General features: G+C 72.3%; 19 protein-coding genes. 15 read left to right on the plus strand and 4 right to left on the minus strand.

The features are described from left to right. Window positions 1–67 precede the first annotated feature (67 nt). Entirely contained in the window at window positions 68–1,459 is a 1,392-nt protein-coding gene (locus Air01nite_RS29115; RefSeq protein ID WP_203706531.1) for an AAA family ATPase, read from the plus strand. A gap of 20 nt (window positions 1,460–1,479) precedes the next feature. Here the strand turns inward: Air01nite_RS29115 and Air01nite_RS29120 are convergent, their stop codons facing one another. Continuing rightward, on the minus strand, window positions 1,480–2,358 hold the full coding sequence (locus tag Air01nite_RS29120; protein ID WP_203706532.1) for a hypothetical protein: 879 nt from the start codon (window positions 2,356–2,358) through the stop codon (window positions 1,480–1,482). A 22-nt stretch (window positions 2,359–2,380) separates the two neighbouring features. On the opposite strand from Air01nite_RS29120, the gene Air01nite_RS29125 reads away from it, so the two are divergent. The 4 genes from Air01nite_RS29125 (at window position 2,381) to Air01nite_RS29140 (ending at window position 9,272) form a co-directional block, all read left to right on the plus strand. Beyond that, window positions 2,381–2,674, plus strand: coding sequence for a Clp protease N-terminal domain-containing protein (locus Air01nite_RS29125; protein ID WP_203706533.1), 294 nt, complete (start codon window positions 2,381–2,383; stop codon window positions 2,672–2,674). 781 nt (window positions 2,675–3,455) lie between these two features. Further along, window positions 3,456–6,995 (plus strand): DNA polymerase III subunit alpha, encoded by a 3,540-nt coding sequence (dnaE, locus tag Air01nite_RS29130; RefSeq protein WP_203706534.1) that lies wholly within the window; start codon window positions 3,456–3,458, stop codon window positions 6,993–6,995. 195 nt (window positions 6,996–7,190) lie between these two features. Continuing rightward, window positions 7,191–8,381, plus strand: coding sequence for a DUF2567 domain-containing protein (locus Air01nite_RS29135; protein WP_203706535.1), 1,191 nt, complete (start codon window positions 7,191–7,193; stop codon window positions 8,379–8,381). A 3-nt stretch (window positions 8,382–8,384) separates the two neighbouring features. Beyond that, on the plus strand, window positions 8,385–9,272 hold the full coding sequence (locus Air01nite_RS29140; RefSeq protein WP_203706536.1) for a phosphotransferase family protein: 888 nt from the start codon (window positions 8,385–8,387) through the stop codon (window positions 9,270–9,272). Here Air01nite_RS29140 and Air01nite_RS29145 read toward each other — a convergent pair. Next, window positions 9,265–10,041 carry an LON peptidase substrate-binding domain-containing protein gene (locus tag Air01nite_RS29145; RefSeq protein WP_203706537.1) on the minus strand — a complete coding sequence of 259 codons (777 nt, stop codon included), beginning with the start codon at window positions 10,039–10,041 and terminating at the stop codon, window positions 9,265–9,267. The two genes, Air01nite_RS29140 and Air01nite_RS29145, sit on opposite strands and share 8 nt — an antisense overlap. 91 nt (window positions 10,042–10,132) lie before the next feature. Here Air01nite_RS29145 and hisD point away from each other — a divergent pair, with 91 nt between their 5' ends. Genes hisD through Air01nite_RS29190 form a run of 9 tightly spaced genes read left to right on the plus strand, consistent with a single transcriptional unit; the run spans window position 10,133 to window position 16,996 of the window. Continuing rightward, window positions 10,133–11,452 carry a histidinol dehydrogenase gene (gene hisD, locus Air01nite_RS29150; protein ID WP_203706538.1) on the plus strand — a complete coding sequence of 440 codons (1,320 nt, stop codon included), beginning with the start codon at window positions 10,133–10,135 and terminating at the stop codon, window positions 11,450–11,452. Further along, a complete protein-coding gene (locus tag Air01nite_RS29155) occupies window positions 11,449–12,519 on the plus strand; it encodes a histidinol-phosphate transaminase (RefSeq protein ID WP_203706539.1) in 1,071 nt (356 codons plus the stop codon). The genes hisD and Air01nite_RS29155 overlap by 4 nt, the downstream gene beginning before the upstream one ends. Continuing rightward, the gene (gene hisB / locus Air01nite_RS29160; protein WP_203706540.1) at window positions 12,516–13,127 is read left to right on the plus strand and encodes an imidazoleglycerol-phosphate dehydratase HisB; all 612 of its coding nucleotides are present in this window, start codon (window positions 12,516–12,518) and stop codon (window positions 13,125–13,127) included. Before Air01nite_RS29155 ends, hisB begins: the two co-directional genes overlap by 4 nt. Next, the gene (locus Air01nite_RS29165; RefSeq protein WP_203706541.1) at window positions 13,124–13,288 is read left to right on the plus strand and encodes a CG2302 family histidine operon protein; all 165 of its coding nucleotides are present in this window, start codon (window positions 13,124–13,126) and stop codon (window positions 13,286–13,288) included. Before hisB ends, Air01nite_RS29165 begins: the two co-directional genes overlap by 4 nt. Next, on the plus strand, window positions 13,285–13,902 hold the full coding sequence (hisH, locus tag Air01nite_RS29170; RefSeq protein ID WP_203706542.1) for an imidazole glycerol phosphate synthase subunit HisH: 618 nt from the start codon (window positions 13,285–13,287) through the stop codon (window positions 13,900–13,902). The genes Air01nite_RS29165 and hisH overlap by 4 nt, the downstream gene beginning before the upstream one ends. Continuing rightward, entirely contained in the window at window positions 13,895–14,218 is a 324-nt protein-coding gene (locus Air01nite_RS29175) for a hypothetical protein (RefSeq protein WP_203706543.1), read from the plus strand. Before hisH ends, Air01nite_RS29175 begins: the two co-directional genes overlap by 8 nt. Window positions 14,219–14,237: 19 nt before the next feature. Next, window positions 14,238–14,960: a bifunctional 1-(5-phosphoribosyl)-5-((5-phosphoribosylamino)methylideneamino)imidazole-4-carboxamide isomerase/phosphoribosylanthranilate isomerase PriA gene (gene priA, locus Air01nite_RS29180; protein ID WP_203706544.1), complete on the plus strand. Its 723-nt coding sequence runs from the start codon at window positions 14,238–14,240 to the stop codon at window positions 14,958–14,960. Further along, a complete protein-coding gene (gene hisF / locus Air01nite_RS29185) occupies window positions 14,957–15,712 on the plus strand; it encodes an imidazole glycerol phosphate synthase subunit HisF (RefSeq protein ID WP_203706545.1) in 756 nt (251 codons plus the stop codon). The genes priA and hisF overlap by 4 nt, the downstream gene beginning before the upstream one ends. Before the next feature lie 42 nt (window positions 15,713–15,754). Next, window positions 15,755–16,996, plus strand: coding sequence for an MFS transporter (locus tag Air01nite_RS29190; protein ID WP_203706546.1), 1,242 nt, complete (start codon window positions 15,755–15,757; stop codon window positions 16,994–16,996). A gap of 124 nt (window positions 16,997–17,120) precedes the next feature. Here Air01nite_RS29190 and Air01nite_RS29195 read toward each other — a convergent pair whose 3' ends face one another. Beyond that, complete coding sequence (locus tag Air01nite_RS29195; protein ID WP_203706547.1) at window positions 17,121–17,549, minus strand: hypothetical protein; 429 nt, start codon at window positions 17,547–17,549, stop codon at window positions 17,121–17,123. A gap of 82 nt (window positions 17,550–17,631) precedes the next feature. Beyond that, window positions 17,632–18,297: a membrane protein YczE gene (yczE, locus tag Air01nite_RS29200; RefSeq protein WP_203706548.1), complete on the minus strand. Its 666-nt coding sequence runs from the start codon at window positions 18,295–18,297 to the stop codon at window positions 17,632–17,634. A gap of 60 nt (window positions 18,298–18,357) precedes the next feature. Here yczE and yczR point away from each other — a divergent pair, with 60 nt between their 5' ends. Next, entirely contained in the window at window positions 18,358–19,812 is a 1,455-nt protein-coding gene (gene yczR / locus Air01nite_RS29205; RefSeq protein ID WP_203706549.1) for a MocR-like transcription factor YczR, read from the plus strand. Window positions 19,813–20,324: the final 512 nt, after the last annotated feature.

Genomic DNA, 20,324 nt, shown 5'->3' on the forward strand with positions numbered 1-20,324 from the left:
GTGGGCCGCATAGGGTTGCTTCGTAGCCGGATCTGTCGAGCGGGCGTACGCGTCGGGAGGGCAAGGCGTGGAGGGCACCGAAACCGGATGGGGTCGACCGGCTGAGCCGGCCCCGCGGTGGCGGGCGCTGCTCGACCGTGCGCTGCTGGGCGGCCGCACCGGCGAAAACCACGAGATCCGGGAGGCACGGGTGGCCGCGCCGCGCGCTCCGGTCGAGCGCCACGACCAGCCGGTCGCTCCGGTCAACGGATACCAGGGCCGGGCGGTGGCGCCCGTGTCCTATCCGCCCGAGCGGCGCTATCCGCCTGCGCAGGAGAGCTACGCGCAGCCCGAGAGCTACACGCCGGCGCAGGAGAGCTATCCGTCGCCACCCCCACAGGACAGTTACGAGCCGGGGGCCTACCGGTCCGGGAGCTACTACGGCGGCGACACCGACTACGGCTACGGCGCGCAGGCCGGCTATGGCGAGGACCGCTACACCGGCGACCGGTTCGACGGCGGCGACTACGCCGAGCGCTACACGGGCGGGGGATACGAGAGCTACGCCCGGGCCGAGCCGCGCCTGGCCGAGCCGCCGGTGGCCCCGCCGCCGGTGGCCGCGCCCGAGCCGGCCGGGCTCGAGTGGCGCGCGCCCGCGGCGTCCGGCAAGTCCGAGCTCGAGCGCGCGGCCAGTGTGCTGCGCCGCGAGTTCGGCGGCTCGCGGGTGCTGGCGTTCGCCAACCCCAAGGGCGGCGTGCACAAGACCACCGCGACCGTGCTGGCCGCCGCGACCGTCGGCAGCATCCGCGGCCAGGGCGTGCTGGCCTGGGACGACAACGAGCTGCGCGGCACGCTGGGGCTGCGGGCCGGCAGCGCCCGGCACGCCCGCACGATCCGCCACCTGATCACCAACCTGGCCGAGGTCGAGGCACAGCACGGGTACGGCCTGACCGAGGCGCTCGACGAGTTCCTCCGGCACGCGTCGGACGGTTCCTACGACGTGCTGGCCGGCGAGGAGAGCCCGCGGTTCGCCCAGCGGCTCGACCAGTACACGGTGCGCCGGGTGATGGAGCTGCTGCGGCGCACGCACGACGTCATCTGCGTCGACACCGGCAACAACGTGGAGAGCGCCAACTGGCAGACGGTCCTGCAGGCCGCCGACCAGCTCGTGATCACCACGGTGCCGCGGGAAGACGCCGCTTTCACCGCCGACTGGATGCTCGACCTGCTCTACGACGTCGGCATGGGCGAGTTGGCGACCAACGCGGTGACGCTGTTGTCCTGCCCGACGCCGGGCAAGTCGCCGCTGCTCGACGACTTCGCGGCCCATTTCGCCACCCGCACCCGGGCGGTCGCGGTGGTGCCCTACGACCCGGCTCTGGAGGCCGGCTCGTCGATCGAATACCAGCAGCTCCAGCCCGAGACCCGCGACGCCTGGTTGAAGGCCGCGAGCATCATGTTGGAGCCCTTCGCCCGCTGACCGCGAGTGGCGATCACCGCCTACCGTGTGGTGCGGAGGCGGCGATGGGCGATGCTCGATGGGTCGGTGTCGGCACCGGGGTGCACAACGCGCTGTTCCGCGCCTACGCGTCGGCGGTCCGCCGCGGCGTCGGCGTGGTCGGGACCATCGACGTGTTGGCGCAGGTCCGGGCGCCACCCCTGTTCATCCACCAGCAGCAGCGCGCGGGCTTGCGGGAGATCAGGCTGGGCGGGCACGCGCCGCTGCGCTACATCGCCGGTGAGAACGGCCCGGACCCCGCGCCGGACGCCGAGGTGGCGGCGACGCTGCGCGAGGTGGAGTGGCAGGTCCGCCGGCAGGCGGGGCCGCTCGCGATGGTCCGGGCAACCGACGTCGTGTCCTGGGCCGACCGTCCGAGATGGACGGCGGCGGTGCGGACCGGGGTCGGCGACACGCTGGCCGAGGCCCGCACCCGCGAGGTCGCGTTCGCCGGGACGGCCCATCTCTTCATCGCGATGCTGCGGCTGCGCGACTGCGCGGGCACGCGGTTCCTCGCCGCGAACGATGCCGCGCACGCGGCCGCCCTCGCGTCGGTAGGGCGGGACAGCCACCTGGACGTGACGGCCGCGCCATACCCCGAGCCCGACGCGGACCTGCTGGCGGGCACCGGCGGCGGGCTCGGTGCCCGGTTCATGCGCGGTCTTGCCCGGATGGCCCGGGAAGAACCCTACTTGGCCGATGTGCGTAGCGACGCCAGAGCGCAGGCGGTCCGACTGGACCATCCGGTCGCCGGCGCGGGCCACGCGATGCTGGCGCTGCTCCGCGTGGACACCGCCGTCTCGGCGGCGCAGGTTCAGCTCATACCCCAACGCCGGGCGGCCAACGCCCGGGGCGGCGCTGTCGCGTGCGGCGGGCGTCACCCCCGACGCCCTGGTGGCCGCCATGTCGGTCGCGCCGCAGCCGCCGGAGCCGAGCGCCGAAACCCTGGCGGAGCAGGTCCGGCGCATGCGCCCCGGCGGCCCCTTCCTCGGCGACGAACTGCTCGCGGCGAAGGAGCGGTCCGAGGAGATCTCGCTGCACCGTCGCCACCGACCGACCGGCACGACCCACTACCTGCTCGCCCTGCTCGAAGCACCGACCACGGCTCCACTGCTCGACGCCTGCGGCGTGGACAGCGCGGCCCTGCGCGCGTCGACGGAGGAACTGCTCAGCCAAATGCCGACGGCTTGGCGATAGCGCCGCGCTGAGCGGGCGTTGTCGTTCTGGCCTGTTCGCGGGTCGGCTGACCCGCGGCCGCCGCCCGGCAGGATGGCCTGGTGATGGGGCGCGGCCACGCCCAGGGCGGTAGGGCCGGGCGGTAGGGCCGGGCTTCCTGGTGACGGCTGCCGCGAGCAGCCGTCCCCGAGCAGCCGCGAGCAACTGTGCGCGTCGGCGTCGGAGATCCTCGACGAGGTAGTGACCGCCGCGACCTGCACCTTCCCAGCGTCGGCGGGCGCGCCCCGCGAGCAGATTCATCCTAGGATGCCTGTGTGGTGGATCTGGGAATTAGAGATCAAATCCTCACATCTAATGCGCCGGTTGATCGCCGGTTGACGTCGACCCACTGCCGACCCCGCCATCCAGGACACCCCGTGCGCCGGACGTCGGTAAATGATTGCTGCTATAGCCGCAAGGGACTACCAAGATCTGCCGCCGTCCCGGGCGGCCCGCCCCGATTGACCGAGTTTGCCGGGGGTCGACGGCAGTCCCCACCTCGCGCTGGCGCGCGCACCAGGTGCGCCGATCGACGGCGTGCCGGCCGCGCATCATTTCTTTCTTGGCGGTGAGGCACCGCGGACCTGGCAGCGCAGCGGAGCGGTGTCCGGCGGGAGCGGCGGTCCGGGCCACCGCGGGCCCGGGAAAGTCTGATCTTGAAGTTCATGAGAATTTGATCTTCAACTCACCCGGGCCCGCTTGATGCCGACTGTCGTACCTCGCGACTAGTCTCGTCACGGCGCTTGAGTGAAGGGGGTCCCGGGTGTCCGACTCGTTCGTGCATCTGCACGTGCACACCGAGTATTCGATGCTCGACGGTGCGGCCCGGCTCAAGGAGCTGTTCGCCGAGGCCAACCGGCTGGGCATGCCCGCGCTGGCGATGACCGACCACGGCAACATGTACGGCGCCTACGACTTCTTCAAGCAGGCCACCGGTGCCGGGGTCAAGCCGATCATCGGGGTCGAGGCCTACCTCACACCCAACACGCCGCGGCGTGACCGGGTGCGGGTGCGGTGGGCCGACGGTGGCGAGAACGACGTCTCCGGTGGTGGCGCCTACACCCACATGACCATGCTCGCCGCCGACGCCGAGGGGTTGCGCAACCTCTTCCGGCTGCAGTCGCGGTCCTCGCTGGAGGGTTACTACTTCAAGCCGCGGGCCGACCGTGAGCTGCTGCACGAGCACGGCAAGGGGATCATCGCGACCACCGGGTGCCCGTCCGGCGAGGTGCAGACCTGGTTGCGGATCGGTGACTTCGACAAGGCGTGCGCGTCGGCCGCCGAGTTCATGGACATCTTCGGCCGCGACAACTTCTACCTCGAGCTGATGGACCACGGGCTCGACATCGAGACCCGGATCCGGGCGGACCTGCTCGCCCTCGGCAAGCGGCTCAACCTCAAGCCCGTCGCGACCAACGACCTGCACTACACCTACGAGAAGGACGCCGACTCGCACGAGGTGCTGCTCTGCGTGCAGTCGGGGTCCACGATGGCCGACCCCAAGCGGTTCAAGTTCGACGCGCGCGACTTCTACCTCAAGTCCGCCGCCGAGATGAAGGCGCTGTGGGACGCCGAGGTGCCGGGCGCCTGCGCCAACACCCTGGAGATCGCCGAGAAGATCGGCGACTACTCGTCGGTGTTCGGGCACCGCAAGCTGATGCCGTCGTTCCCGGTGCCCGACGGCTACACCGAGGAGTCGTGGCTGCGTGCCGAGGTGCACCGCGGGCTGCGCGAGCGGTTCCCCGGTGGCGTCCCCGAGGACCGGCTCAAGCAGGCCGACTACGAGCTCGACGTCATCTGCAAGATGGGCTTCCCGGGCTACTTCCTGGTCACCGCCGACCTGTGCGAATACGCGCGCAAGGAGAAGATCCGGGTCGGGCCGGGCCGAGGTTCGGCGGCGGGCGCGATCATCGCCTACGCGCTGAAGATCACCGAGCTCGACCCGATGGACCATGGGCTGCTGTTCGAGCGGTTCCTCAACCCCGACCGCATCTCGATGCCCGACATCGACATGGACTTCGACGAGCGCCGGCGCGGCGACATGATCCGCTACGCCACCGAGCGGTGGGGCGAGGAGCGGGTCGCCCAGATCGTCACCTACGGCAAGATCAAGGCGAAGGCGGCGATCAAGGACGCGGCCCGGGTGCTCGGCTACCCGTTCGCGGTCGGCGACAAGATCACCAAGGCGATGCCGCCGCCGGTGATGGGCAAGGACATCCCGCTATCCGGCATCTTCGACCCGTCGCACAACCGCTACGCCGAGGCCGCCGAGTTCCGCACCCTCTACGAAACCGACCCCGACACCAAGAAGGTCGTCGACACGGCCAAGGGCATCGAGGGCCTGATCCGCCAGCCGGGCGTGCACGCCGCGGGCGTGATCCTGTCCGGCGAGCCCCTGATGGACGTCCTGCCGATCTGGCGGCGCGACAACGACGGCGCGATCATCACGCAGTGGGACATGGGCGCCTGCGAGTCCATCGGCCTGCTCAAGATGGACTTCCTCGGCCTGCGCAACCTCACGATCATGGACGACTGCCTCGACGGCATCGCCGACAACCGGGGCGAGACGGTCGTCCTCGAAAAGCTGCCGCTGGCCGACAAGCCGACCTACGAGCTGCTGGCCCGCGGCGACACGCTGGGCGTCTTCCAGCTCGACGGCGGGCCGATGCGCTCGCTGCTGCGCTCGATGGTCCCCGACAACTTCGAGGACATCTCGGCGGTGCTCGCGCTCTACCGGCCGGGTCCGATGGGCGCCAACGCACACAACGAATACGCCGACCGCAAGAACAACCGCAAGCCCGTCGTGCCGATCCACCCCGAGCTGGCCGACGCGCTCGAAGACATCCTGGGCGACACCTACGGGCTGATCGTCTACCAGGAGCAGGTCATGGCGATCGCGCAGAAGCTCGCCGGCTATTCGTTGGGCGCCGCCGACCTGCTGCGGCGGGCGATGGGCAAGAAGAAGAAGGAGATCCTCGACAAGGAGTACGTGCCTTTCTCCGAGGGCATGCGGTCCAAGGGATACTCCGACGCGGCGATCAAGACGCTCTGGGACATCCTGGTCCCGTTCTCGGACTACGCGTTCAACAAGGCACACACCGCCGGCTACGGGCTGGTCTCGTTCTGGACCGCCTACCTCAAGGCCAACTACCCCGCCGAATACATGGCGGCGCTGCTCACCTCGGTCGGTGACGACAAGGACAAGGCCGCCGTCTACCTCGCCGAGTGCCGCCGCATGGGCATCAAGGTGCTGCCGCCCGACGTCAACGAGTCGCGGGCCCGGTTCGGCGCCGTCGGCGGCGACATCCGGTTCGGCATGGCCGCGGTCCGCAACGTCGGCGTCAACGTCGTCGAGGCGATCGTGCGGGCGCGCAAGGAGCACGGCGCCTACACCGACTTCTACGACTTCCTCCGCAAGGTCGACGCGGTGGCCTGCAACAAGCGCACGATCGAGTCGCTGATCAAGGCGGGCGCCTTCGACTCGCTCGGCCACACCCGCAAGGGCCTGCTGGCGATCCACGCCGACGCGATCGACGCGTTCATGAGCATCAAGCGCAACGAGGCGGTCGGGCAGTACGACCTCTTCGGTGCCGCTTTCGGCGACGCGCCCGAGACCGCGATGGTCGCCGCGCCGACGATCCCCGACAGCGAGTGGGACAAGCCCGACAAGCTCTCCTTCGAGCGCGAGATGCTCGGCCTCTACGTGTCGGACCACCCGCTCTCGGGCCTCGACCGGGCGCTGTCGGCCGCGGCCGACACCCCGATCGCGGCGCTGTCCGAGGAGGGTGCGATCGCCGACGGCGCGGTGGTCATGCTGGCCGGCATCCTGACGGGCGTCCAGCGCCGGATCACGAAGCAGGGCCGGCCGTGGGCGTCGGCGTCCATCGAGGACATGACCAGCGGCGTCGAGGTGCTGTTCTTCCCCAACACCTACGAGCTGGTCGGGCAGTACATCGCCGAGGACGCGATCGTCGTGGTCAAGGGCCGCGTCGACCGCCGCGACGACCAGGCCCGCATCATGGCGATGGACATGTCCATCCCGGACATCTCGACAGCGGGCGCCGACGGCAACCAGCCGGTCGTGATGAACATCGCGACCAACCGGGTGACGCCACCGCTGGTCGAGCGGTTGCGCGAGATCCTCAACACGCATCCTGGGCCGTCCGAGGTCCACGTGCGCCTGGTCAACGGCTCCAAGGCCACGGTCCTGAGGCTGAGCCCGCTGCGGGTGGCGCCGACGACCGCGCTGATGGCAGATCTCAAGGCGTTGCTCGGGCCGTCGGCGGTCGAGCTGGCGCGGTGATCAGGCCCGCCTGAGACGGCGGGCGCAGGCCACGGCCTTCGCCAGGGCGGCGGCTGGGTGGTCGCAGGCCGCGTTGATCGGCAGGGCGCGCCATCGTGGGGCCGGTGGGGCTGGGGTGGTCGGTGGGGCCGTGGGCTTGATCGTTGACGGCGGGGTGCGGTGGGCATTGGGCGATTCGCCTGAGAGGATCGGTCGGTGACCGCCGCCAGCCCCGAACCGACCGACGGGTCCTGGGCGGCGCCCGCCGGATCCGGCGCCAACCCCGTTCCCGGGGACGGCACGTGGACGACGGCGGACGCCTCGCCGCCCCCGCCACCCGCACCAGACGTCACCGGTCCGCCGGCGTCCGGGAACCACGTCGGACCGTGGGCGACGCCGCCGGCCGGTTGGCGGGCGCCGGGAAATCATGAGCAGTCCTGGCCGCCGGCCACGGGTGCGCCGCCGGGAACGGCCGGCCAGGGGCCGCCGATCGGTCCGGTCGCGCCGGGCCCGGACCTGGTGGCCTCGGAGTCCTCGCTGACGGCCGATCCGGGCACGGATGCGCCGCTAGACGCGAGCGGCGACGGGCCGTGGGTGGCGCGGGCGCCGCGGATCCCGTTGAAGCAGCGGCTCGGGGCCGCGGGCCTGACCGCGGTGGTCGTCGCCGTCGTCGGTGCGCCGCTGGGGTTGCTCTGGGCGGTGATCGCACCGGGTGTGCCGATCATCAAGACCGACGACGGTGCGGTGTTCGCCACGCCGAGCCCGGAGGAGTTCATCGCCGCCGACGGGTGGTTCACGATCCTGATGTTCGCGCTTGGCGTGGTCGCGGCGCTGGCGACGTGGATCGGGTTCAAGCGCTACCGCGGGCCGCTGACGCTGTGCGCCCTGCTCGTCGGCACCGTAGGCGCCAGCATCCTGGCCTGGCAGGTCGGCAAGCGGATCGGAGTCGGCGACTACCGCGCGGAAGTGCTCGCGGCCCAGCCGGGCGACATGATCATTCGGCCGCCGGACCTGCGTGCCGGTGGTTTCACGAAGCTCTGGGACGTCATCCCGTTCGTGCACGGCGACCTGTTGATCGCGACCTTCGGCACGGTGATCGTCTACACCCTGCTGGCCGGCTGGTCGCGCACCCCGTCGCTGCGGCCGGAGACCCGGGTCCCGCTGCCCACGGCACAGCCGACCAACCCGTTCTACGTGCTCAACGACCCGACACAACCGCCCGCCCTCGGCGCGCCCGGCGTCCCCACCGGGCCGCCGGGTTCGGCCCCGCCCGAAGGCGGGCAGGGCGCATTCGGTGGTCCGCCAGGTGCGGCGGGGTCGGGGTGGTCGAGCGGTGCGGCGAGTGGGGCGGACGCCGGTGGGCATCGGCCGGATGGGGCGCACGAACCGCCGGCGTTCGGGCGCTGAGCTTTGAGCGACGCCCTGCGCGGGATCGAGCCGCGTACCCGGGCGTGGGTGGAGAAGGCTCTACCGTCGGGCCATCGCGTCGCGGCCGTCACCGAGTTGCGCGGTGGGTGGACCTCGCGGATGTGCCGGCTCGACGTCGTCGGGACCGGTGACCCGTACCAGTTGGTGTTGCGGTCCTTCATCAAGCCCTTCTTCGTCCGTCACGCGCCCGGCCTGCTCGCAAGAGAGGCCACGATCCTCCAGATGCTCGCCGGTACCAGCGTCCCGGCCGCGCGACTCCACGCCGTCGATCCCACCGCCGAGTTCTGCGACCACCCGTCCCTGCTGATGTCGCTGCTGCCCGGCCGCGTCGACCTCGCCGCCGACCGGTCCGCCGCGCTCGCCAGACAGCTCGTGGCGATCCATGCCGTGGCGCACCGGCCTCGGACCTACCAGGCCTGGACCGACCCCGACCGGGTCCGCGTGCCCGAGGACAGCCCGCTCTGGCGCCGTGCCGTCGCGCTGATCCGCCGCGAGCCGCCACCATGGCAAGGCAGCTTCCTGCACCGCGACTTCCACCCCGGCAACGTGCTCTTCACCGGCGACGCGATCACCGGCGTCGTGGACTGGGTCGAGACCTCCTGGGGACCGACCGACCTCGACGTCGCGCACTGCGCGACCGCCACCGCCCTCCTCCACGGTGCCGAGGCGGGGCTCCGCTTCGCCGACCACTATCGGGCCGCGGGTGGCCAGGCCACCGGCGACCCGTACTGGCGACTGATCGACGCCCTCGCCTTCGCCCCCGACGCCGAGAAGGTCGCCGGGCCCTGGCGGGAGCTCGGTCGCACCGACCTGACCCCAAAACGGCTGACGCGGCGGCTGACCGACTACGTCGCCGCCGTGGTCAGTTAGGGCTCGCCGGCACCGCCAGCTCGCGCAGTGGCACCGGCACCGCGCGTACCTGGCGCAGCAGCGCCGACTCCCGGCTCAGCATCCGCAGCTCCGACCGCAGCCGGCCCGCCGTGTCCGGTGTCGCCAGCAGGCGCTGCCGGTCTTCCAGCGTCAGGGCCGCCGTCGCCGCCACGAGGTGGGACAGGACCGTCGGGTCCTCCGGTAGCTGCTCGGTCAGTTCCTGTTCGTCGGCGCGGATCAAGGTCAGGTACTGCCGGAACACCGCCAGCACCCGGGGCGCCAGCAGGTCGGCCAGCTCCTCCTGGCCCGCCGGCTCGGGTAGCCATTCGACCTCGGCCATCAGGTAGGGCTCGGTGGTCCGGTCGATCGACACCACCCGGAACCGGCGCCGGCCCACGGTGACGATGTCGTAGCGGCCGTCCGGCAGCTCGGTCACCTGGCGCAGCTCGGCGGTGCAGCCGATCTCGTGCAGCGCCACGTCGCCCGGACCGGCGGGTGCGGCGGCGGGCGGCGGCGGGAGCGGCGTCGTCGTGGGCACCGGGCCCAGCCGCGGCGGCTGCGTGGACGGCGGGCCCGGCGGCACCGCGGTCGGCGATGTCTCCCAGCCCTGCTTGATCGCCACCACGCCGAACTCGCGCGGATCACCGTCCGGCCGGCTGAGCAGATGCTTCACGAGGTCGCGGTAGCGCTCCTCGAAAATGTGCAACGGCAGCACGAGGCCGGGAAAAAGCACCGTCCCAAGGGGGAAAACGGGCAGCCGCGACGTCACCGTCCGAGCCTAGCGCCTGATGGGGCACCGGGACCCGAACAGTGCGAACGGCGCCCGAATCCCGGTTGCTGGGACGCCTAGACTTTCAGGGGTGTTGAACCGGATCGACCTGCGCGGCGTCGACACCGACCCGCGCGGTCTGCTGCCCCGCGCCCGGCTCGACGTGTCGCAGGCCGTCGAGACCATCCGCCCGCTCGTCGAGGCGGTGCGCGAGCATGGGTTCAGCGCCGTCCAGGAGGCGACGACGAACTTCGACGGCGTCACCCTCGACGAGCTCCGCGTCCCGCCGGAGACGATCAAGGCCGCCGAGCAGAGCCTCGACCCCGACGTCCGCGCCGCGCTGCTGGAGGCGATCGCGCGCGCCCGCCGCGTGCACGAGGACCAGCGACGGCAGGACACCACCACCCAGGTCGTACGCGGCGGCACGGTCACCGAACGCTGGGTCCCGGTCGAGCGCGTCGGCCTGTACGTGCCGGGCGGCCTCGCCATGTACCCCTCGACGGTCGTGATGAACGTGGTGCCCGCCCAGGTCGCCGGCGTCGACGCGCTGGTCGTGGTCAGCCCGCCGCAGAAGGACAACAACGGCCTGCCGGACCAGCGGGTGCTGGCGGCCTGCGCCCTGCTCGGCGTCGACGAGGTCTACGCGGTCGGCGGCGCACAGGCGATCGCGATGCTGGGCCACGGCAGCACCACCAACGCCGCGGGCACCGGCGTCTGCCGGCCGGTCGACATCATCACCGGCCCCGGCAACGTCTGGGTCACCGCGGCCAAGCGGCTGCTCCGCTCCGGCGGCACCGTCGGCATCGACGCCGAGGCCGGCCCCACCGAGATCGCGGTCCTGGCCGACGACACCGCCGACCCGGGCCACGTCGCCGCCGACCTGATCAGCCAGGCCGAGCACGACCCGCTGGCGGCCAGCGTGCTGGTGACACCGTCCGAGCGCCTCGTCGACGCGGTCGACGCCGAGCTGGCGACGCGGGTGGCCGTCACCAAGCACACCGGGCGCATCACCGCCGCGCTCACCGGCGAACAGTCCGGCACCGTCCTCGTCGACGACCTCGACCAGGGGTTGCGCGTCGTCGACGCGTACGCCGCCGAGCACCTGGAGATCCAGACCCGCGACGCCCGCGCCATCGCGATGCGCGTGCGCAACGCGGGCGCGGTGTTCGTCGGCCCCTACGCGCCGGTCTCGCTCGGCGACTACTGCGCCGGCTCCAACCACGTGCTGCCCACCGGCGGCTGCGCCCGGCACTCCAGCGGCCTGTCGGTGCAGTCGTTCCTGCGGGGGATCCACATCATCGAGTACGACGAGCCCGCGCTGCGCGAGGCCGCGCCGCACGTGGTCACCCTGGCCACCGTCGAGGACCTGCCGGCACACGGCGAGGCCGTCACCGCGAGGTTCAGCGCATGACCCACCTCGACGACCTCCCGCTGCGGGACGACCTGCGCGGGCTGACGGCCTACGGTGCGCCGCAGCTCGACGTGCCGGTGCGCCTGAACACCAACGAGAACTCGTACCCCGTGCCCGACGACGTGGTCGAGGCGATCGCCAAGGCGGTCCAGGACGAGCTGCGCGACCTCAACCGCTACCCCGACCGGGACGCGGTGGCGCTGCGGGCCGACCTCGCCGCCTACCTCGGCCACGGGCTGACCGCCGCCGACGTCTGGGCCGCCAACGGCTCCAACGAGATCCAGCAGCAGCTTCTCCAGGCGTTCGGCGGGCCGGGGCGCACGGCGCTCGGCTTCACGCCCGCGTACTCGATGCATCCGTTGCTCGCGGTCGGCACCGGCACGGCCTGGCTCGACGGCCGGCGGGGCGCGGACTTCTCGTTGACGGCGTCCGACGTGACCGCGCAGATCCTGGAACACCGGCCCGACCTGGTCTTCCTGTGCTCGCCCAACAACCCCACCGGCACCGCGCTGCCGCCGGAGGTCGTGACGGCGGCGCTTGACGCGGCGAAGGGCATGGTGATCGTCGACGAGGCCTACGCGGAGTTCGCCCGGCGGGGGACGCCGAGCGCCCTGGAAGTGCTGCCCGGCCACCCGCGGCTCGTGGTCACCCGCACGATGAGCAAGGCGTTCGGGTTCGCCGGCGGGCGGCTGGGCTACCTCGCCGCCGACCCGGCCGTGGTCGACGCCGTGCAGCTCGTCCGGCTGCCCTATCACCTGAGCGCCCTGACCCAGGCCGCCGCCCGCGCCGCCGTCGCGCACCGCGACGGGCTGCTCGCCACCGTCGAGGCGATCAAGGAGCAGCGCGACCGGATCGTGGCCACCCTGCGGTCCCGTGGCCTGCGCGTGGCCGACAGCGACGCCAACTTCGTGCTGTTCGAGGTGGGCGGTGACCAGCGGGTCGCGTGGCAGGCGCTGCTGGACCGCGGCGTGCTGGTCCGCGACGTCGGCCTGGCCGGCTGGCTGCGGGTCACCGCCGGGACCCCTGCCGAGACCGACGCCTTCCTGGCCGCCATGGAGGAACTGTGAGCCGCATCGGGCGCGTCGAGCGCACCACCAACGAGACCAAGGTGCTGGTCGAGATCGACCTCGACGGCACCGGCCGCGCGTCGATCAGCACGGGGGTCGGCTTCTACGACCACATGCTCAACCAGATCGCCCGGCACGGTGGTTTCGACCTGACCGTGCAGACGGTCGGCGACCTGGAGATCGACGCGCACCACACGATGGAGGACACGGCGATCGCGCTGGGCACGGCGTTCGCGGAGGCGCTCGGCGACAAGGCCGGGATCCAGCGGTACGGCAGCGCCACGGTCCCGATGGACGAGGTGCTGGTGCGGGCAGCGGTCGACCTGTCCGGGCGGGCGTACGTGGTGCACGACGAGCCGCCGCTGGCGCCGTACATCGGGCCGGTCTACCCGACCAGCATGACCCGGCACATCTTCGAGTCGTTCGGCCTGGCCGCCCGCATCACCATGCACGTCGACGTGCTCCGGGCCGCGCGGCCGGGCGGCAACCCGGACGCCCACCACGTGGTCGAAGCACAGTTCAAGGCCGTCTCCCGGGCACTGCGCGAGGCGGTCGCGATCGACCCGCGCTCCGGCGGCGCCGTACCGTCCACGAAGGGTGCCTTGTGAGCTCGGTCGTTCCGGTTCTGCTGCTTGCGTTGGCCGGCATCCTGTCCGGCGGTGCGTATTCGCTGCACAAGCAGGGTGCCTCGCGTGGCGCGGTGGGCTTCGTCGGGCTGCTCGCCCTGCTGGCGCTCGGTGGCGGCGTGCTCTGGTTGCTGCCGTCATGACCGCGCGCACGGTCGTCGTCCTGGACTACGGCTCGGGGAACCTGCGCTCGGCGCAGCGGGCCCTGGAGCGGGTCGGCGCTTCGGTCACGGTGACCCCGTCGCTGGAGGCAGCCGCGGCCGCGGCCGGCCTCGTCGTGCCTGGCGTCGGCGCCTACGCCGCCTGCATGGCCGGCATCGAGGCGCTCCCCGGATCCGCCGGGCGGGTGATCGGCGATCGGGTCGCCGCCGGCCGCCCGGTGCTCGGCATCTGCGTGGGCATGCAGGTGCTGTTCGAGGCCGGCGAGGAGCACGGCGTGGTGACCAAGGGGCTGGGCCTGCTGCCCGGCACGGTCACGCGGCTCGCCGCCCGCCGGGTGCCGCACATGGGCTGGAACACCGTCGCACCGCCGGCCGACTCGGTGCTGTTCGCCGGGCTGCCGGACGACACGAGGTTCTACTTCGTCCACTCGTACGCCGCACACGAACCGGTGCCCGGTGCCACGCTGTGCACCCACGACGAGCCGTTCGTGGCCGCCGTCGAGCGCGGAGCGCTGTCGGCGACCCAGTTCCACCCGGAGAAGTCCGGCGACGCGGGCGCGACGCTGCTCGAGAACTGGCTGGCCACCCTTGGCTAAGGAACGCGCCCTCCGCCGTGCCGCCCGCGAAGCCGAGGCGGCCAAGCTGCGCGCCAAGCGGGCGCGCCTATCCGCGCGCCGCCAGCGCCGCCGTGCCGTCGTCGCCCGCCTCACACCGCAGCGCCGCCGCACCGGCCGCCTGCTCGCCCGCCGCAGCCGGGGCGAGCGGGCCGGCATCGTGATCGTCACGCTCGTGCTGCTCGGGCTCGTCTGGTTCCTGGTCGACGACGTCGCGCTGCGCCTCGTGCTCACCGTGCTCCTGCTGCTCTGCCTGCCCGCCCTGGTCATCGTCGCCCTGGGCCGGCGCGCCGGATAACCGTTCCCGGAGGAACTCCATGACGCTGCACCTGTTGCCCGCCGTCGACGTCGCCGACGGCCAGGCCGTCCGCCTCGTGCAGGGCGCCGCCGGCACCGAGACCGGCTACGGCGACCCGCTGGAGGCGGCCCTGGCCTGGCAGCACGACGGGGCGGAGTGGGTGCATCTGGTCGACCTCGACGCCGCGTTCGGCCGAGGGTCCAACGCCGACCTGCTGGCTTCCGTGGTCGGGCGGCTCGACGTGCGGGTCGAGCTGTCCGGCGGGATCCGCGACGACGAGTCGCTGCGGGCCGCGCTGGCCACCGGGGCCGCCCGGGTCAACATCGGCACGGCCGCGCTCGAGGACCCGGAGTGGTGTGACCGGGTGGTCGGCGAGTACGGGGACCGCGTGGCGATCGGGCTGGACGTGCGCGGGCGTACGCTCTCGGCCCGGGGCTGGACCCGCGACGGCGGCGACCTCTACGAGGTGCTGGAGCGGCTCGACAAGGCCGGTGCGGCCCGCTACGTGGTCACCGACATCACCAAGGACGGCACGATGCGCGGGCCGAACCTCGACCTGTTGCGCGAGGTATGCGCCCGTACCCCCGCACCCGTGATCGCCTCCGGCGGTGTGTCCACGTTGGACGACCTGCGCGCGCTGGCGACGCTGGAGAGCGCGGGCGTCGAGGGCGTGATCGCCGGCAAGGCGCTCTACGCGGGCGCGTTCACGGTGCGCGAGGCGTTGGCGGTGCTGGCGTCGTGAGCGTCGCGGTCCGGGTGATTCCCTGCCTCGACGTCGACGCGGGCCGGGTGGTCAAGGGCGTCAACTTCGTCGACCTCCGGGACGCGGGGGATCCGGTGGAGCTGGCCGCCGCCTACGACGCGGCCGGCGCCGACGAGCTGACCTTCCTCGACGTGACCGCGTCGTCGGACGACCGGGCGACGATGCTCGACGTGGTACGGCGTACCGCCGAATCGGTCTTCATCCCGTTGACCGTGGGTGGCGGTGTCCGCTCGGTGTCCGATGTGGACACGTTGCTGCGGGCCGGCGCGGACAAGGTCGGCGTCAACACGGCGGCGATCGCCCGGCCATCGCTGGTCAGCGAGATCGCGTCGCGGTTCGGCAACCAGGTGCTGGTGCTGTCGCTGGACGTCCGTCGCGCGGCGGGTGGCGGGTTCGAGGTGACCACGCACGGCGGTCGGCGCGGCACGGGGCTCGACGCGGTCGATTGGGCCCGCCAGGTCGCCGACCTGGGCGCGGGGGAGATCCTGCTCAACTCGATGGACGCGGACGGCACCAAGGCGGGCTTCGACCTGGAGCTGATCCAGGCGGTCCGCGAGGTGGTCGACATCCCGGTGATCGCGAGCGGCGGTGCCGGTGCGACGGCACACTTCCCGCCGGCCGTCTCCGCGGGCGCCGACGCGGTGCTGGCGGCGAGCGTGTTCCACTTCGGAGAGTTGCGGATCGCCGACGTTAAGGTCGCGTTGCGTGAGGCTGGCCACCCGGTGCGCTAACGGGGTCGCACGGCCAACCGTGGCCGTGGTGGGATGCCTGCCATGGGGGTGCGGGAGAACCTGATTCCGCCGGCCGGCTTGCCCAGGGCGTACGCGCTGGTGAGCTTGATCTTCGGGGTCGGAGTCGGCACGTTCATCACCGGCAGCACGGTGTTCTTCACGCGGGTGGTCGGGCTGAAGCCGCACGAGATCGGCATCGGCCTGTCCGCCGCGGCCGGCGCCGTGCTGTTGTGCTCGGTGCCGCTGAGCACGCTCGCGGACCGCTTCGGCCCGCGCCGCGCGTGGCTCTTCGGCGTCGCGGGCAGCGCGGCCGGCTTCCTGCTGTGGCCGTTCGCGCACGGGTTCTTCGCGTTCCTCGCGATGATCGTGTTCTTCGAGCTGGTCAACGGGGTGGCGCAGGCGGGCCGCAACGTCTACCTGGTCGAGACGGTCGACTCGGAGACCCGGGTGCGCACGCAGGCGTTCGCGCGCTCCTGGCTCAACGTGGGCTGGTCGGCTGGCGCGGGCCTGGCGGCGCTGGCGCTGGCGATCGACACCCGGTGGGCCTATCTGGCGCTGCCCCTGACCAACGCGGTGGTGCTGCTGGCCAACCTGGTGCTGATCGCGCGGCTGCCCGCCGGCCCCGCCGGACGGGCCCGGCAGCGCACCGCCGGGCAGCGGCACGTCTTCGCGGACCGGCACTTCCTGGCGGTGACGGTGCTGTGCGCGGTGCTGCTGGCCTACGGGACGATCGAGTTGCAGGTCGCGCCGCTCTGGCTGCTGACGCACACGGACGCCCCGAAGTGGTGGATCGGCGTACTCACCCTGATCAACACGCTGATGGCGACGACGCTGCAGGTCGCGATGACCCGCGACGCGCACACCCTGCCGGGCGCCGCCCGCGCGCTGCGCCTCGGCGGCCTGGCCGCGGCCCTGGGCTGCCCGATCTTCTACCTGGCCGGCGCCACCTCGGGCGCGGTCACCCTGGTCGTCTTCGTCGTGGCGACGGTCCTGTTCACGCTCTCGGAGATGTGGCAGTCGGCGGGTTCGTGGACCCTGGCCGCCGAACTCCCGCCACCGGGCCGCCGCGGCGAGTACTTCGGCGCGTTCCGCATGGGCAACTCGGCGATCGAGATGGTGGCGCCGGCGTCATTGATCGCCCTGGCCGTGACCACGGGCGGCTGGGGGTGGCTGGTGATCGGCGCGGTCTTCCTGGCCGCCGCCCTCATCGCGGTGCCGCTGGTCGACTGGGTTTCCCGACACCGCCAACCCGCACCGGCGGAGCCGGCGCCCGCTCTGACCTGACACTGCGCGCCTTGTTCGGATGCACGCCGCGCGTACCGAGGTCGGACCTAGCTGCCGGGTCCGGACACGCCCCGGCGGAGGTCGGCGCCGACCGGCCAGGCACACACGAAGACGTCCAGGTCGTTCACGGCTGCACCCGGTCGTCGCCGCGGCCCGCGTACTCCAGGATCGCCGCCGCGTGGTCCGCTTCGTCCAGGGTCCACTCGCCGTCGTCCGGCAGCGGGCGTCGCAGCAGCGCTGTGTAGACGGTGTCGACCGCGCCCACCCCCGACCGCCGGTTGCGCCACATGGTCGCGCCGGACGCGGTGACCCGGAACCAGCCGTCCGCCACCGTGATCAGGTCGGCGCCGGTCAGACGCCGCACGGCCTCCTCGACCTCGCGCCGACCGGGCAGCACCTGGCGCAGATGGTCGGCCATCGAGAGCACGTCCGCGAGCCGCACGCCCTCCGGCCGTCTGGTGGTCGCCGAGCGCATATGTCGTCCGGCACCGTTCGCCATCACCACCGCGACGAAGATCCAAGCGTCGGATCGCCGCCAGCCGTCCTGCCCCATGGACCAATGATGCCAACGTCAACGGGCCATGAACATTGTGGTGATCTTTTGTTTACCTGAAACCTTCACCAGTTTCGATGCATCATGCAGCCGGGTCGGGCAGCGCTGTCGCCGGGATCCGGTCCGCCGTCGGACGCACCGTGAACAGCGGAATGAAGACGTGGTTCAACGGTCCGATCAGGAGGGCGTACGCGATGGTCCCGACCCCGACCGTGCCCCCGAGCAGCACGCCCACGCCGAGGACGGAGAGTTCGATCACGGTCCGGGTGAGCCGGATCGACCGTCCCGGACGCCGGGCGACCCATCCGGTCATCAGCCCGTCCCGCGGCCCCGGCCCGAGCCGCGCCCCGATGTAGAGGCCGCCCGCGACCCCGTTGAGCACGATCCCGAGCACGAGGAACGTGATCCGCACCGCGAGCGCCGACGGCGTCGGCAGCAGAGCCAGAGTCAGGTCCACGCCGAGGCCGATGAGGACGATGTTGCTGACGGTGCCGATGCCCGGTTTCTGCCGCAGCGGGATCCAGAGCAGCAGCACGGCCGCACCCACGATGATCACGATGGTCCCGAACGAGAGCCCGGTCCGCTCCGCGAGCCCCTGGTGGAAGACGTCCCACGGATCCAGCCCCAGGGCGGCCTCGATCATCAGCGCCATGCTCGCGCCGTACAGGGCCAGCCCCACGAAAAGCTGGACCAGCCTGCGGGGAAGCCGGTCGCGCAGGCCGGTGGAAGAGTTGCTCTCGGACGCCATGCATGCCACTCTGAAGGCCAATTGGTTCGGTGCTGAAGAGCCAATTCGCGAGGAGTGGATATGACAAGCCTGGTCCGCGGAAGCCAACTCGCCCGTCTGCTCGGCCAGTGGCACGCGCTGCCGGGCCGCCGCCGCAACCCGGACTACGCCGCCCTGGCCGGCGCCGTGCGCGGGCTGCTGTCCGACGGCCGCCTGCCGCTCGGGATCCGCCTGCCCGCCGAACGCGAGCTGGCCGAGGCCCTCAAGGTCAGCCGCACGACCGTCACGGCCGCGTACCGCGAGCTCCGCGAGAGCGGCCACCTCACCAGCCGCCGCGGCGCGGGCAGCTGGACCACCCTGCCCGGCGGGCACCGGGTGGCCAGCAGCGGCCTGTGGACCCCGCTCAACGAGTTCGGCATGATCGACCTGGGCTGCGCCGCCCTGGCCGCGCCACCGGAGCTGATCCCCGCGGCCCGCGCCGCCGCCGACGAGCTGCCCAGATATCTCGGCGACGCCGGCTACCACCCGACCGGCCTGCCCGAGCTGCGCGAGGCGGTGGCCCGCGGCTTCACGGACCGCGGCCTGCCGACGAGCCCCGACCAGATCATGGTCACGAGCGGCACCCAGCAGGCGCTGGACCTGGTGCTGCGGCTGACGGTCCAGGCCGGCAACGGCGTGCTCATGGAGTCACCGACCTATCCCAACGCGCTGGCGGCGCTCTCGGCGCGCCGGGCGCGCATCACGACGCACGGCCTGGACCCGGCGACGGGTTGGGACGGCGAGCTGCTGCTGGGCGCGCTGCGACAGACCACCCCTCGTCTGGCGTACGTGATCCCGGAGTTCCACAACCCCACCGGCCACCTGATGCCGGCGGACCTGCGCGAGCGCCTGGTGGCCACGGCCCACGCGACGGGCACGGACCTGGTGGTCGACGAGTCGTTCGTGGACCTGCCGCTCGACGGTGTGTCGGTTCCGCCGCCGGTGGCGCTCTTCGACCGCCACAGCCGCGTGATCACGATCGGCGGCATGAGCAAGCCCTACTGGGGCGGCCTGCGCATCGGCTGGGTCCGCGCGTCGGCCCCCACGGTCCAACGCCTGGCAGCGCTGCGGGTCGGCGTCGACATGTCGAGCCCGGTCCTGGACCAACTGGTCGCGGCGCAACTCCTGGACCGCGCCGACACGATCGTCCCGGCCCGCCGGATCCAGCTGGCGGCCCAACGCGACGCCCTGCTGGAGGCACTGACCGAACACCTGCCGGAGTGGCAGGTCCACGCACCGCACGGCGGAGTGACGCTGTGGGCGGAGCTAGACGGCCCGATCTCGAGCGCCCTGGCCCGCGCGGCGGAGGAGGTCGGGGTGCGGCTGGCCCCGGGGCCGCGGTTCGGGCTGGACGGGACGCTGGAACGGTTCCTCCGGCTGCCGTACACGCTGCCGGCCGGCGACCTGGTCGACGCGGTCAAGCGGATCGCCACGGTCCGCTACGACCTGGACCGGACCCCCCACCCGAGCTGGCGCAAGCCGGTGGTCATCGCTTAGGTCAAGGGCGGCGTGCGGTCCCGGGCCCGCGGTGGTCCGGACCGACGCTCCCGCCGGACACCGCTGCGCTTCGCTCCGCTGCCGGGCCCGCGCCGGGTCACCGTCAAACCAGTTGAGCGCGCGCGGTCGGTCGCCGACCCGCGCACCCGGTGCGCGCGGCCGATCCGGACTTCCGCAAACGCGGTCACTCAGGACGGGCCACTGTGCCCGGCGGCAGATCAGATGATCAACTCCAAGGGTCATCAGGACAGCGAGCCGACGTGAGGGCGTCCCGATCCACACAACCATGGCGTAACGAGCAAGACCAACGTCGCTCGACCCGCCTGCGCGACACATCCCGGCCGCGCTCGACAGCTTGCACGCGCCGCCGCCCGCGCGGCTCGCAGATCTGGCGGCGATGGTTTCGGGTGCGTCGGGGGGCTGGCCGTGTTGGAGGGCTCGCAGATCTGGCGGCGATGGTTTCGGGTGCGTCGGGGGGCTGGCCGTGTTGGAGGGCTCGCACATCTGGCGAC

Source organism: Asanoa iriomotensis (assembly GCF_016862515.1).
In the GTDB taxonomy this organism is placed as follows: Bacteria; Actinomycetota; Actinomycetes; order Mycobacteriales; family Micromonosporaceae; genus Asanoa; species Asanoa iriomotensis.

Excerpts from the sequence above, each read along its gene's own strand:
- priA (WP_203706544.1), top strand. The coding sequence starts at position 14,238 with ATGACGCTGCACCTGTTGCCCGCCGTCGACGTCGCCGACGGCCAGGCC.
- Air01nite_RS29155 (WP_203706539.1), top strand. The coding sequence starts at position 11,449 with ATGACCCACCTCGACGACCTCCCGCTGCGGGACGACCTGCGCGGGCTG.
- Air01nite_RS29190 (WP_203706546.1), top strand. The coding sequence starts at position 15,755 with ATGGGGGTGCGGGAGAACCTGATTCCGCCGGCCGGCTTGCCCAGGGCG.
- yczR (WP_203706549.1), top strand. The coding sequence starts at position 18,358 with ATGACAAGCCTGGTCCGCGGAAGCCAACTCGCCCGTCTGCTCGGCCAG.
- Air01nite_RS29195 (WP_203706547.1), bottom strand. The coding sequence starts at position 17,549 with ATGGGGCAGGACGGCTGGCGGCGATCCGACGCTTGGATCTTCGTCGCG.
- Air01nite_RS29125 (WP_203706533.1), top strand. The coding sequence starts at position 2,381 with ATGTCGGTCGCGCCGCAGCCGCCGGAGCCGAGCGCCGAAACCCTGGCG.
- hisH (WP_203706542.1), top strand. The coding sequence starts at position 13,285 with ATGACCGCGCGCACGGTCGTCGTCCTGGACTACGGCTCGGGGAACCTG.
- yczE (WP_203706548.1), bottom strand. The coding sequence starts at position 18,297 with ATGGCGTCCGAGAGCAACTCTTCCACCGGCCTGCGCGACCGGCTTCCC.